This window comes from Microbacterium sp. NPDC058062, from assembly GCF_042885375.1.
Taxonomy (GTDB): Bacteria; Actinomycetota; Actinomycetes; order Actinomycetales; family Microbacteriaceae; genus Microbacterium; species Microbacterium trichothecenolyticum_C.
This window is the reverse complement of sequence record NZ_JBHVSC010000006.1, coordinates 130,541-143,653: the sequence shown is the minus strand read 5'-3', so window position 1 is coordinate 143,653 and position 13,113 is coordinate 130,541. Positions and strand designations below refer to the sequence as shown.

General features: G+C 71.0%; 10 protein-coding genes. 3 read left to right on the top strand and 7 right to left on the bottom strand.

Annotated elements, in window-relative coordinates; genetic code table 11:
• Positions 1-36: 36 nt before the first annotated feature.
• On the top strand, positions 37-417 hold the full coding sequence (locus ACFVSU_RS18900; RefSeq protein WP_387146526.1) for a DUF5655 domain-containing protein: 381 nt from the start codon (positions 37-39) through the stop codon (positions 415-417).
• Positions 418-448: 31 nt separating this feature from the next.
• Here the strand turns inward: ACFVSU_RS18900 and ACFVSU_RS18895 are convergent, their stop codons facing one another.
• From ACFVSU_RS18895 to ACFVSU_RS18865, 7 genes are all read right to left on the bottom strand, one after another.
• Positions 449-2,014 (bottom strand): APC family permease, encoded by a 1,566-nt coding sequence (locus tag ACFVSU_RS18895; RefSeq protein ID WP_310242120.1) that lies wholly within the window; start codon positions 2,012-2,014, stop codon positions 449-451.
• A gap of 66 nt (positions 2,015-2,080) precedes the next feature.
• Entirely contained in the window at positions 2,081-4,897 is a 2,817-nt protein-coding gene (locus ACFVSU_RS18890) for an FtsK/SpoIIIE domain-containing protein (RefSeq protein ID WP_387146522.1), read from the bottom strand.
• A 66-nt stretch (positions 4,898-4,963) separates the two neighbouring features.
• A complete protein-coding gene (locus tag ACFVSU_RS18885; protein WP_387146519.1) occupies positions 4,964-5,761 on the bottom strand; it encodes a PP2C family protein-serine/threonine phosphatase in 798 nt (265 codons plus the stop codon).
• A gap of 64 nt (positions 5,762-5,825) precedes the next feature.
• Positions 5,826-7,874, bottom strand: a complete 2,049-nt coding sequence (locus ACFVSU_RS18880; RefSeq protein WP_387146516.1) for an ABC transporter ATP-binding protein — start codon at positions 7,872-7,874, stop codon at positions 5,826-5,828.
• Positions 7,871-9,604, bottom strand: coding sequence for an ABC transporter ATP-binding protein (locus ACFVSU_RS18875; RefSeq protein ID WP_387146513.1), 1,734 nt, complete (start codon positions 9,602-9,604; stop codon positions 7,871-7,873). The genes ACFVSU_RS18880 and ACFVSU_RS18875 overlap by 4 nt, the downstream gene beginning before the upstream one ends.
• A gap of 137 nt (positions 9,605-9,741) precedes the next feature.
• Positions 9,742-10,725, bottom strand: coding sequence for an aldo/keto reductase (locus ACFVSU_RS18870; protein WP_387146510.1), 984 nt, complete (start codon positions 10,723-10,725; stop codon positions 9,742-9,744).
• A gap of 88 nt (positions 10,726-10,813) precedes the next feature.
• Positions 10,814-11,662 carry a large exoprotein gene (locus ACFVSU_RS18865; protein ID WP_387146507.1) on the bottom strand — a complete coding sequence of 283 codons (849 nt, stop codon included), beginning with the start codon at positions 11,660-11,662 and terminating at the stop codon, positions 10,814-10,816.
• Positions 11,663-11,847: 185 nt separating this feature from the next.
• On the opposite strand from ACFVSU_RS18865, the gene ACFVSU_RS18860 reads away from it, so the two are divergent.
• A complete protein-coding gene (locus ACFVSU_RS18860) occupies positions 11,848-12,300 on the top strand; it encodes a DUF4282 domain-containing protein (RefSeq protein ID WP_387146504.1) in 453 nt (150 codons plus the stop codon).
• A gap of 80 nt (positions 12,301-12,380) precedes the next feature.
• A complete protein-coding gene (locus ACFVSU_RS18855) occupies positions 12,381-13,109 on the top strand; it encodes a GNAT family N-acetyltransferase (protein WP_387146501.1) in 729 nt (242 codons plus the stop codon).
• Positions 13,110-13,113: the final 4 nt, after the last annotated feature.

Sequence of the window (13,113 nt, the reverse complement as noted above, 5' to 3'; positions counted from 1 at the left end):
GGTGCGCGTGTCGGCGCCCTGGCCGAGACTGGGGGGATGACGGACGCGCACGTGTGGACGGTGGAGGATCACCTGAAGGATGCGGACCCCGCCGCGGTGAAGCTGTGGCACCGCATCGACGAGGTGATCCGGTCGTTCGGCCCGGTGACGCACTCGGTCGCGAAGACGACGATCACGTTCAAGGGACCGCGCCGCGGCTTCGCGGGCGTCAGGCCGTGGCGCGCGGGGGTGCGCGGCTACTTCGACATCATGCGCGAGCTGCCGCCCGACCCCCGCATCCTCAGCGCGTCGCCGTACGGACGACGTCTCTTCGTGCACCAGTTCCGCCTCGCCGACGAGGGCGACTTCGACGAGGACGTCGCGGCCTGGCTGCGCGAGGCGTACGACGTCGGGTGCGGAGCGCACCTCGGTCCGTGACGGCGGGGGCGCCGAACGGCGGCGCTCGGGCTCAGACGAGCCCGCCGTCGATCGACCGGGCGAAGTCTGCCGGGTCCTCGGGGACGAGCACCGGCGTGTCGCGGTTGAGGCTCTCGCCCCGGAAGAACGCCTTCGCCCGGGGGAACAGGAACCACAGGACCATGAGCAGCACGCCGAACGCGAGCGAGCCGATGCCCAGGACGAACGTCCCGCCGATGCCCAGCAGGACGGTGTAGCCGTAGTCCACGTCGTACATGTCGATGGCCGACTGCACGAACGCGTACGTCAGCATCAGCGACCCCAGCAGCGGGAAGAGGAACCGGTAGAAGAAGTTCCTCGCGCTGTTGAACAGCTCCCGCCGGAAGTACCACACGCAGGCGTAGCCGGTGATGGCGTAGTAGAAGGCGATCGCGAGCCCGAGGGACAGGATGGAGTCCTGCAGGATGTTGTCGCTGATCAAGGTCATGCCGACGTAGTAGACGATCGCGACGACGCCCATGACGAGCGTCGAGAACGACGGCGTCTTGTACCGCGGGTGCACCGTGGCGAACCGGCGGGGCAGCGCCTTGTAGGCGGCCATCGAGAGCGTGCCGCGGGCCGTCGGCAGGATCGTGGTCTGTGTCGAGGAGATCGCCGAGATCATCACCGCGACGACCAGCACCCAGCCCAGCGGCCCGAGCAGGCCGTCCTTGATCGCGAGGAAGAAGTCGTCGGCGTTCGCCTCGTTGCCGAGGCCCGTCCCCGTCTCGCCGAGACCGGCGTACATCATCGCGGCCACCGTCACGCCGACGTAGGTGAAGAGCAGGATGACCGTCGTCAGCAGAGCCGCACGACCGGGGATGCGCTTGGGGTCCTTGGTCTCCTCGTTGAGGGCGAGGCACGTGTCCCAGCCCCAGTAGATGAAGAGCGCGAGCAGCACCGCCTCGACGAATCCGCTCCACTCGGTGAACGCGAACGGGTTGAACCACGACCAGTCGAACGGCGTCGGGTCCGGCGCCGTGCCGGCGAAGAACTGCCAGAGGGCGGCCACCACGAAGATCGCGAGGGCGAGGTACTGGATCGCCAGCAGCACGTTCTGGATGCGCTCGCCGATCTCGACGCCCCGCCAGCTCACCCACGTCATCGCGGCGATGAACACCACCCCGGTCGCCGTGACGAGCGGGACGTTGTCGGCGAGGAGTGCATCCTCGGGATTGCCCACGATGCCGTCCACGAGCGCCCAGAAGTAGATGCCGGCGATCTGCGCGAGGTTCGCCAGCACGACCATGCCGGCGACGGCGACGCCCCATCCGCCCATCCAGCCGACCCAGGGCCCGAAGGCCTTGGTGCCCCACGTGAAGGTGGTGCCGCAGTCGGGGACGTCGTTGTTGAGCTCGCGATAGGCGAAGGCGATGAAGAGCATCGGGATGAACGCGATGACGAACGCGATGGGCGCCTGCGCTCCGACCGCCAGCACGACGAACCCGAGGGTCGCCACCAGGGAGTAGACGGGCGCGGTCGACGCGAGGCCGATGACGGTGGAACCCCACAGGCCCAGCGTGCCCGCGGCGAGTCCCTTGCCTTCGGGGCGGTGCAGATCGATCGGGGATGTAGCCACATGGTGACGCTATGGCGTGCGAGAAGCACGGGTCAAGACACCTGCCCGACGGTCAGGCCGGACATCTCACGACGGGAGGACAATGCGCACGGGATCCGCTCCGGCCGAGGTGAGCCACGCGCGCGCGGAACCGGGCTCGCAGTACGGCGGTGCCCCGCGGAATCCCGTGAGGACGCGGAGCTCGGACGCGCACGACGCGTCGATCACGAGGTCGTGGTCGCCGCGCACATCGGCGAGGAGGCGCCACTGCCGCTGCCAGTCGTCGGGCTCCCCCACGACGACCACGCGTCCCGTGGCCGCGGCACCGGGCTCCGCTACATAAGCCTCCACGCCGAGCACCCGCACGCCGCGTTCCTCCCAGGCGGCGAGAGCGCGTCGGCCGGCAGGCGAGCGCCGAGCGACGACTCCGGTGAGCGCGGCGGAGGGGATCCACGGAGCGTCGGGCTCGAACGGCTCTCGGGACGCGGACAGCGCCATCGCGAGCTGGAGCGTGCGTCCGTCGAGTCGCCCCCGCCCGGCAGGCGCGGCCGGATCGAACGTCGAGGGATCGCCGCCGGCCGATGCGTGATCGACGCGCGTGGCGTACGGCAGCATGAGCCGACGCGGAAAGAGCTCGGCGATGCGCGACATGGGACCGGTCAGCCGGTGCGCACCCACTACCATGAGCACGCCGGCATCGGCGGCCCGGCGCACGAGCCCTTCGATGCGCTCCGTGACGATCTGCGCGTACTCGGGCGGCAGCCGCAGTGCGACCCCGTCGAGATCATCGACGAGCACTGCAGAACCGGGGCGCGGCAGCTCCTCGTGCAGCGCGGCGACGGCATCCCAGAGCCGCTCGGGGTGGGCCGGCAGGCGCACCGCCGCCCCGCGCAGCTGGGCTTCGACGAGGTCGAGCGCATTCGACACCCCGGACGCCGGGCCTCCGAGCACCAGCAGCCCGCGGTCGGACGGGCCCAGGAACGCGACCGGCTGCCGCTGGCGCTCGGGCTCGTCGGCCAGACCGATCAGCACGGCGCCCGCGGGAGGGGCATCCCGCTCCGCCATCGAGCGATCCACGAGATCGTCGAGGGTAAGCAGTCCCGGCAACTCGGGCAGCCATGGCCGACGGGGCGCACGGTGCCCGATCTTGAGCGCGGCCGCCGCGATGTCGTCGGGGCCGGACAACGCGATGCGCAGCTGCTGCGGGCTCGCATCGCCGGCGCGGCGGACGAACGCCGTCCCGCGACCCGAGACCCCGCCGGGCAGGCGCGCGGCATCCTCCGTGCCGAGCAGTGCGCGACTGTCCGCCGCGTCGGTCACGCGCAGGCTGATCCGCAGCGGGCAGTTCGCCAGCAGGTTGTCGCGGATCACCCCCGCCGCTCGCTGTGTGCCGAGGATGAGATGGATCCCGAGGGCCCTGCCGCGCGCCGCGAGATCGGCGAACAGGCCGTGCAGCTCGGGGTGGTCGCCCAGGAGAGCCGCGAACTCGTCGACCACCACGACGAGCCGCGGCAGCCGCACCCGCGGGTCGCCGATGTCACGGGCGCCCGCCGCGGCGATCGCAGCTTCGCGCCGGCGAAGCTCGGCCCGCAGGCTCTCGATGGCGCGGCGGGCGCCCGAACCGTCGAGGTCGGTGATGACCCCGGTGACATGGGGAACCCCGGCGAGGCCGTCGAACGCCGTGCCGCCCTTGAAGTCCGCGAGCAGGAAGGTCACCTCGTCTGCAGAGCGGGTGGCGCAGAGCGCGAGGATCCAGGTGATCAGCAGCTCGCTCTTGCCGGCCCCGGTGACTCCCGCGACCACCGCGTGAGGTCCGTCGGCGACGAGGTCGACGAGCACCGGCTCGCCGCGACTCGCCCCGATGACCGCAGCGAGCCCACCCGACACGGCCGGCACGGCGGCCAGCAGCGGCGACAGCGCGATCGGCTCCGGCGCCCCGCGCCGCAGTCCCAGGCTGTGCGCGGCGCGGGTGGCGAGCTCGGCGGCGATCTCCTCCGCCTGTCCCCGGGACACCGCCTCGACGCGCACCGGCACGACCTCGCCGGCGTGCTCGAGACGCGCGACGCCGGGCGAGGAGATCGTGAGCACCGCCTGGCACCTCGGCGGCAGCGGCTCGCCGGGTCGACCGCGCGCGATGACGAGGTCGGCGTCCGCGGGGACCAGTTCACCGGGGCCGACGACCGCCAGCTGTGATCCGCCCCGGCCGTCGCGGTGCGGCAGCGCCTCCATCCAGTCGAGACCGCGCCCCAGCGGCGGGACGACATGCAGCTCGTCCGGCGCGAACGCGAGGCACGCCTGCAGGACGAGCGCCCGCTGAACGGCGGCCGCCAGCGTCTCACCGCCCACCACCACCACGCCGGCGGCGAGAGGGAGCGTCACCGGCGCCCCCGCCACGCGGGCCGCGCGGCGACGCAGCTCCGCAGCATCCGGATCTCCGTCGCCTCCGGTCACGCGGACGACGCTCGCGCGCTCACCCTCGCCGACCACGAGGCACGCATCGCGGCCGCCGCGCCAGATCTCGCCGTCGCGGGTGACGAGGCGCGCGACATCGGGATGCCGCGCCCACAGCTGCGCCCGCTCGCTCTCGTGGCGCGCCGTCACGACAGAGGCGGCCTCGTCGCGGGCGCGCATCGCGTCGGCTGCGGCGCGCCGCCCGTCTCGGCGGGCCGCGCGGCGTGCGTCGAGCATGGTCGCCGCCGCGATCAGCGGGCCGAGGAGCGCGAACCAGAGGGAGAAGAGGGAGCCGGTGACGAGCCAGAGCGCGACGGCACCGACCACCGGCACGATCGCGGCCACGAGGGGCAGCGGGGGGCGCGGCGGAGGGCTCCACGCCGCGGGGAGGGCGAGCGGCTCATCGTCGAGAACGCCACCGGTCGCGAAGGTCGAAGGAACGGTCGAGCGCATGCGCCCAGTCCAGCGCGAGCCGGATCGACCAGGAGCCCGGCGAGCCGGATCTGTGGATCGCGGCGGTCAGTCCTCGTCTGTGGAGGAGTCGTCGTCGGCCGGGCGACCCACATCGAGGACGATGATGGTGATGTTGTCGCGGCCGCCGTTCTCGAGCGCCGCCTCGAGCATGGCGGATGCCGCGTCGCCCGCGTCGGCGTTCTCCTCGAGGAAGTGGCGGATCCCGTAGTCGGTGAGCTCCTTCGTCAGCCCGTCGGAGCAGATGACGAAGCGGTCGCCGTCGAGCGCGTCCAGCCGCACGTAGTCGGGCGTGACGCCCTCGCTCGGCCCGACCGCGCGGGTGATGACGTTGCCGTAGGGGTGGTTCTCGGCCTCTTCCGGACTCAGTCGTCCTGCGGCGACGAGTTCCTGCACGACCGAGTGGTCGGTGGTGATCTGCACGATCGCGCCATCGCGCACGAGATACACCCGTGAGTCGCCGATGTTCAGCGTGACCCAGTGGGCGGCGTCCCCCGAGGTGTCGAGGAACACGCCGGTCACCGTGGTGCCCGTGCCGTCGTCCGTGGCCTCCGGGTGCGACGCGATGTCCTTGACGGCGCGCGCGAGCGCCTTCTCGATGGTCTTCGGCGTCACCGTTCCGCTCTCGGCGACGGCGTGGAGTCGCTCGATCGCGCTCGCGCTGGCGATCTCACCCCCGACATGCCCACCCATGCCGTCGGCGACGACGAACAGCGGATACGCCGCGAACATCGCATCCTGGTTCACCTCGCGGCGGCGTCCGGTGTCGGTCACCGCGGCCCAGGAGAGCTCGAGCACGCCACCGGGAACCGGGACGGCGAGAGACTGGGTGGAAACTTCGGGCACGCCCTGTCCTCCCCGTCGGAATACGCCGGAACCCTTCGCCCCCGCGTCCTCACATACTAGTGGGTTACTCGACGGCGTCTTCGGACTCGGCGAGCGCTTCGACGACGATCTGCGCCGTCGTGGGCGGTGGCGACAGCGGCACGGTCGGCACCTCGACCACTTCCTCCTCCTCGGCCGCGCCCTCGAACTGCGCGTTGTAGAGGCGCCAGTACGCGCCCTTCTGCGCGAGCAGCTCGTTGTGCGACCCCTGCTCGACGATCGCGCCGTTCTCCATCACGAGGATGAGGTCGGCGTCCCGGATCGTCGACAGCCGGTGGGCGATCACGAACGCCGTCCGGTCCTCACGCAGCCGCGACATCGCGCGCTGGATGAGAAGCTCGGTGCGCGTGTCCACCGACGACGTCGCCTCGTCCAGGATGAGGATGCGCGGATCGGCGAGGAACGCCCGGGCGATCGTCACGAGCTGACGCTCGCCCACACTGAGGTTGGTGGCCTCGTCGTCGAGCATCGTGTCGTAGCCGTCGGGCAGCGCGTGCACGAAGCGGTCGACGTAGGCCGCCGTCGCCGCCGCGACGATCTCCTCCTCGGACGCCTCCGGTCGCCCGTACGCGATGTTCTCGCGGATGGTGCCCGCGAACAGCCAGGTGTCCTGCAGCACCATCCCGGTGCGCGCGCGGAGGTCGTCGCGCGTCATGCGGCGGGTGTCGACGCCGTCCAGCACGATGCGGCCCGCGTCGACGTCGTAGAAGCGCATGATGAGGTTCACGAGCGTCGTCTTGCCGGCGCCGGTGGGGCCGACGATCGCGACGGTGCTGCCGGGCCGCGCGGCGAGCGTCAGCGAGTCGATCAGCGGCTTGTCCGGCGTGTACCGGAAGGCGACGTCCTCGAACTCCAGCCTGCTCGCCGACTCCGGCGCCGTCTCGGCCGGGTCGTCGTCGGGCGTCTGCTCCTCTTCGTCGAGCAGTTCGAACACGCGCTCGGCGCTGGCGACGCCGGACTGCAGCAGGTTCGCCATCGACCCGAGCTGGCTGAGCGGCTGGGTGAACTGCCGGGAGTACTGGATGAACGCCTGCACGTCGCCGATGGACATGAGCCCCGCGGCGACCTGGAGTCCGCCGACGACCGCGATCGCGACGTACACGAGGTTGCCGATGAACATCATCGAGGGCATGATCACGCCCGAGAGGAACTGCGCCCCGAAGCTCGACCGGTACAGCTCGTCGTTCTCGGCGCGGAAGTCCGCCTCGACCTCCTTCTGGTGGCCGAACACCTTCACGACCGAGTGGCCGGAGAACGTCTCCTCGACCCGGGCGTTGAGCACGCCGGTCGTCTTCCACTGCTGCACGAAGAGCTTCTGCGAGCGCTTGGCCACGAGCACGGTGATGAGGATCGTCAGCGGGATGGTGACGAGGGCGATGACCGCCAGCAGCGGCGAGATGATGAACATCATCGTGAGCACGCCGATCACGGTGAGCAGCGAGATGACGACCTGCGACAGGGTCTGCTGCATCGTCTGCCCGATGTTGTCGACGTCGTTCGTGACGCGGCTGAGCAGCTCGCCGCGCTGCACGCGGTCGAAGTACGACAACGGCAGGCGGTGCACCTTGTCCTCCACCTGCAGACGCAGCCGGTGCATCGCGCGCTGCACCACGCCATTGAGGATGCGCGCCTGCAGCCAGCCGAAGAGGCTCGAGAACACGTACACGAGCAGCACCAGTGTCAGGATCCGCGCGAGCTGGTCGAAGTCGATGCCCGCTCCCGGCACGAAGTCCATCGCGGCGACCATGTTCGCCTGGTCCTGGTTGCCCGAGGCGACGAGCTGGTCGACGACCTGCTGCTTGGTCACGCCCGCCGGCACCTGCAGCGAGATGAAGCCCGCGAACACCACGTTCGTGCCCTCGCCGAGCAGCTTCGGGCCGATCACCGAGAGCGTGACCGACAGGATGCTGAACACGAGCACCACGACCAGCAGCAGCCTGTCGGGGCGCAGGGTCGCGAGCAGGCGCTTCGCGCTCGGACCGAAGTTCTGCGCCTTCTCGCCACCCGTCGCCTGCCCCATCGGGCCGCGGCCGATCGGCATGCGCTGCGGCGCCGCCCGCCCCGGCCCGCTCATGCCGCCGCCTCCGCCGCGAGCTGGGATTCCACGATCTCGCGGTACGTCTCGTTGGTCTCGACGAGGTCGTCGTGCGTGCCCATCCCGATGATGCGGCCGTGATCGAGCACGAGGATCTGGTCCGCGTGCTGGATCGTCGAGACGCGCTGCGCGACGACGAGCCGGGTCGCGTCGGGCAGGTGGGTGTCGAGCGCGCGGCGGAGCGCAGCATCCGTCCTCAGATCCAGCGCCGAGAACGAGTCGTCGAAGATGTACGACTCGGGACGTTTCACGAGCGCCCGCGCGATCGCGAGGCGTTGGCGCTGCCCACCCGACACGTTCGTGCCGCCCTGGGCGATCGGCGCCTCGAGCCCTTCCGGCAGCGCGCGGACGAAGTCGGCCGCCTGCGCGAGCTCGAGCGCGGTCCACAGCTGCTCGTCGGTCGCGTCGTGGTCGCCGTAGCGCAGGTTCGACGCGATCGTGCCCGAGAACAGGAAGGCGCGCTGCGGGACGAGTCCGACGCGCGTCCAGAGCTCATCGGGGTCGTAGTCCCGCACGTCGACGCCGTCGACGCGGACGCTGCCCGCGGTCACGTCGAACAGGCGCGGCACGAGGCTGACGAGCGTCGTCTTGCCCGAGCCGGTCGAGCCGATGACCGCCGTCGTCGTGCCGGGCTCGACCGTGAAGGTCACGTCGTGCAGCACGGCCTCCTCGGCGCCGGGGTACGCGAAGTCGACATGGTCGAACTCGATCCGGCCGTAAGGAGCGGGAGCGGATGCTGCGGCCTCCGGCGCCGACACCGACGGTGCGGTCTCGAGCACCTCGCCGATGCGGTTCGCGCACACCGCGGCGCGCGGGATCATCACGAACATGAAGGTCGCCATCATGACGCCCATGAGGATCTGCATGAGGTAGGTGAGGAACGCGAACAGCGTGCCGATCTGCACGCCGCTGTTCTGCACCTGGAAGGCGCCGAACCAGATGACCGCGACGCTCGAGACGTTCATGACGAGCATCACCGCGGGGAACATCAGCGCCATGAGGTTGCCGGCGCGCAGGCCGGTCGCCTTCACATCGTCGCTCGCCGACTCGAAGCGTGCCCGCTCCTCGCGCTCGCGCACGAACGCCCGCACGACGCGAATGCCGCTCAGCTGCTCGCGCATGATCTGGTTGACGCGGTCGATGCGCTTCTGCATCTGGGTGAACGCCGGCACCATGCGCCACACGATGAGCCCGACGATGATGAGCAGCACCGGGATCGCCACCGCCATCAGCCACGACAGGCCGACGTCCTGGCTGATGGCCATGATGACGCCGCCGATCGCGAGCATCGGCGCCGAGATCATGAGCGTCGCCGACACCTGCACCAGCATCTGCACCTGCTGCACGTCGTTGGTGTTGCGCGTGATGAGCGACGGGGCGCCGAACTGACCGACCTCCCGCTGCGAGAACGCGACAACGCGATGGAACAGGTCGCCACGGAGGTCCCGGCCCATGCCCATCGCGAGGCGCGACCCGAAGTACACCGCGACGATCGCGCACACCACCTGCACGAGGCTCACGATCAGCATCACGCCGCCGGTCGACCAGATGTACGGGATGTCGCCGGTGACGACGCCGTTGTCGATGATGTCGGCGTTCAGGGTCGGCAGCCACAGCGACGCGATCGACTGCGCCAGCTGGAAGACGACCACCGCCACGATGAGCGGCCACGCGGGGCTCAGATACCGCACCAGGAGCTTGCCGAGCACGACGGTCCTTTCCGGCGCGCGGAGTCGTCCGCTCACACGGACCGCGCACGGATAGCGACGCTACGCCTGCGTGCGCGCCGCCGACAGTCCGGCGCCTACGCCGTCGGCGAACTCACCCGACGCGGTGCGTCGCGTCGTCAGGCGGCGGCCTCCGGCGGCGGGAACAGCGCGTCGATCGCGGCGAGGTCCGCGGCCGTCGGAGTCCACGCCGAGGCCGCCGCGGCATTCGCCCGGACCTGCTCGGGAGTGGTCGCACCGGCGATGACGCTCGAGAGCGCCGGACGCGACAGCAGCCACCCGAAGGTCGCCTCGAGCATCGTGATGCCCCGCTCGTCGCAGAACGCCTGATACCCCTCGAGCGCCTCCCACGGCGCATCGTCGTAGATGTGGCGACGCTGCCGGATGATGCGCGTGTCGGCGGGCGCGGCATCCCGCGTGAACTTCCCGGTCAGCAGCCCGTTGTGGAGCGGGAAGTAGGGGAAGAAGCCGAGACCGTAGCGCTCGACGGCCCGCAGCACGTTCCGCTCGGCACCGCGCGCCAGCAGGCTGTACTCGTTCTGCGCCGACACGAAGGGCACGCCGTGGCGCATCAGCGCGGTGAAATGACCCTCCGCCACCTGCCAGCCCGAGAAGTTGGTGTGCCCGATGTAGCGCACCTTGCCTTCGCGGACGAGGTCGCCGAGCGCGTCGAGCGTCTCCTCCATCGGCGTGTCGTTGTCGGGCACGTGCAGCTGGTACAGGTCGATCCAGTCGGTCTTGAGACGGGTGAGGGATGCCTCGACCGCGCGCCGGATGTACGACCGCGAGCCCTTCGCACCCTGGGCCGGGTAGCCCATGTCGCGACCGGGATGGCCGAACTTGGTCGCCAGGATGACCTGGTCGCGCCGCCCCTCGAGCGCCTCCCCCATCAGCGTCTCTGACTGCCCCGGATCGCCGCCGTACATGTCGGCGGTGTCGAGGAACGTCACGCCGGCGTCGATCGCGGCGTCGAGCACCTCGCGCGTGCCGTCGAGCGTCTCGGTGCGGGTGCCGGGGCGACCGAAGTTGTTGCAGCCGAGGCCGACGGCGGAGACGAGCAGGCCGGACGCGCCGACCCGGCGCAGGGGAACAGTCGAGGTCATGCCCTCCACGCTATCTCCGGCGACGGATGCTTCGGCCCCCGCACAACGCGACAGCCCCTCGCCGTCGGGCGAGGGGCTGTCGTTTCGGTTACGGCCTGGGCGCGTCGGGCGCCGGCGGCTCGGTGGTGGGCGGCTCGGTCGCCGGCGGCTCGGCAGCCGGAGGCGCGGCGGCGGGCGGCGGCGTCACCGGAGGCTGCGCGGCCGGAGGCGCTGCCGGAGGCTCGCTCGCGGGAGGCGGCGTGACCGGCGGCTGGGCGGCCGGGGGCTGGGCGGCAGGCGGCGGCACCGGAGCGGCGGGCGCGGCCGAGGGCGCGGGCGGCGGCGTGTAGCCGGCGGGAGGCGCGGGCGGCGGGGTGTACCCCGCCGGCGGCTGGTAGCCCGAGGGGGCGCCGTAGCCGGGAGCGGTCGCCGGGTTGACGGGGTAGCCCCCGGCCGGCGCCTGCGCGGGGATGCCCGACCACACGGTGTTGTCGGCGAGGAAGTTGCCCGCCCACGGTGCGGCGGGGATCGCGGTGTTCCAGCGCGAGCGGTCGAACGCGTTGATGCCGAGCCACACGATCGCGAGGAAGAAGTAGAGGATGAGCCAGACGGCCTCCTTCTGCAGCTTCAGGCCGACGCGCCAGGCGGCGAGGAGCGTGTAGATGAAGGTGGCGAGACCGATGAGGGTGCCGAGCACCGGAACCCACCCGAGCACGGCGGTGCCGCCCCAGAGGATCAGCAGCCACCACGGGTTGAGGTCGCCGAGCTTGACGAAGATCAGGGTGTTGTAGACCGGCACCCACGCACGCCAACGGCCCTGCACGCCGGCCTTGTCGAAGACCTTCATGAGGAACCACGAGCCGATGACGTAGCCGGCGATCGCGAGCAGGAAGAAGAAAGGAGCGAGCACGAGCCAGGCGATGAGCGCCCCGGCCCCGCTGCCGTCGTTGTAATCCATGTGGAGCGACCTCCGAGAGAGTCGGTTCGGGGCGCGTCCCAGCGCGCCCACGGAGCCCCTGCTCCGCTCGACACATGCTAGCGACGCTCTCAGCTGCCTGTCAGCATTGGCGGCCCATATCAAGGGGATGGCCCGCTGAGGCGGCGGTGGATACCCTGAGCAGAACTCCCGACCGAAGGGCTGCCATGACCGACCAGACTCCGTCCGCTTCGACTCCCCCGCCGCTTCCCCCGCAGTCCGCAGCCGACGCCGCGCGCGCGGCCGATCCTGACGACACCGGCGTCCCGACGGTCCGCGGCGAGGTCAACGAGGTCGGTCGAGGGTTCTTCTCGGCGCTGTTCGACCTGTCGTTCCGCACCTTCATCACGCGGCGACTGGCGAGCGTGTTCTACTTCGTCGGCCTGATCGCGATCGCCATCGGCTTCATCGTGTACTTCGTCGGCGGCATCATGAACGCGATCTCGCTGATGTGGCTGAACGTCGGCGCGGGGATCACCGGGCTCGTCGCGACCATCATCGTGGTGCCGGTGGTGACGTTCCTCGCGATCATCCTGCTCAGGTTCATCATCGAGGCGGTCGTCGCCCTCATCGCGATCGCCGAGAACACCGAGCGCACGGCCGAGCACACCAAGCACTGACCGGGCGGCGTCCTCGCACGTATTGCGTGCGGTGACGCCGGGCATTTGCGGCGACGGGGACGCAGGCGCAGAGTGGGCGGGTGCCCGATGCCTCCCTCGCTCCCCTCCTCGATGCCCCGCACGCCGACGCCACTGTGCTCGACAACGCCCCGTGGCACTCGCTCACCGGTCCGCACGCCTCCTTCGCGATCGGCGACGACCTCGTGCGCCGCTACCCGGAAGACGTCGCGCCGTTCGTCGCGGTGCGGTCGTGGGACGAGCCCGAGGTGTGGGAGGCGCTCGTCGACCTCGTCGGCCCCGGTGCCGAGATCGGGCTGTCGGGCTACGAGGGGGACGTGCCGGAGGGCTGGGAGTTCGTCGGCCAGGGCGAGGGGGTGCAGCTCGTCGAGACCGACGCACTGCGACCGCAGCCGTACCCCGAAGCGGTCCTGCTGGGCGCCGCCGACGTTCCCGAGATGCTCGCGATCGTCGAGCGCAACCAGCCCGGTCCGTTCCGGCCGCGCACCTACGAACTCGGACGGTACATCGGCATCCGCCGCGACGGCCGCCTGGTCGCGATGGCGGGCGAGCGCCTGCACCCCGAGGGCTGGACCGAGATCAGCGCCGTCGCCGTCGACGCCGACCACCGTCGTCAGGGGCTCGCGTCGCGCCTCGTGCTCGACGTCGCGTTCCACATCCAGGAGCGCGGCGATCGCGCACTTCTGCACGCGGCGGCGTCGAACGTCGGGGCCATTGCGGCGTACGAGCGTCTCGGCTTCGCGCTGCGCCGCCGCAATCGCTTCTCGGCGGTGCGCACGCCGACCGCGTAGCAGC

Bases quoted from the DNA above. Each gene is read 5' to 3' on its own strand.
- ACFVSU_RS18900 (WP_387146526.1), top strand. From the start codon at position 37: ATGACGGACGCGCACGTGTGGACGGTGGAGGATCACCTGAAGGATGCG.
- ACFVSU_RS18890 (WP_387146522.1), bottom strand. From the start codon at position 4,897: ATGCGCTCGACCGTTCCTTCGACCTTCGCGACCGGTGGCGTTCTCGAC.
- ACFVSU_RS18880 (WP_387146516.1), bottom strand. From the start codon at position 7,874: ATGAGCGGGCCGGGGCGGGCGGCGCCGCAGCGCATGCCGATCGGCCGC.
- ACFVSU_RS18870 (WP_387146510.1), bottom strand. From the start codon at position 10,725: ATGACCTCGACTGTTCCCCTGCGCCGGGTCGGCGCGTCCGGCCTGCTC.
- ACFVSU_RS18865 (WP_387146507.1), bottom strand. From the start codon at position 11,662: ATGGATTACAACGACGGCAGCGGGGCCGGGGCGCTCATCGCCTGGCTC.
- ACFVSU_RS18860 (WP_387146504.1), top strand. From the start codon at position 11,848: ATGACCGACCAGACTCCGTCCGCTTCGACTCCCCCGCCGCTTCCCCCG.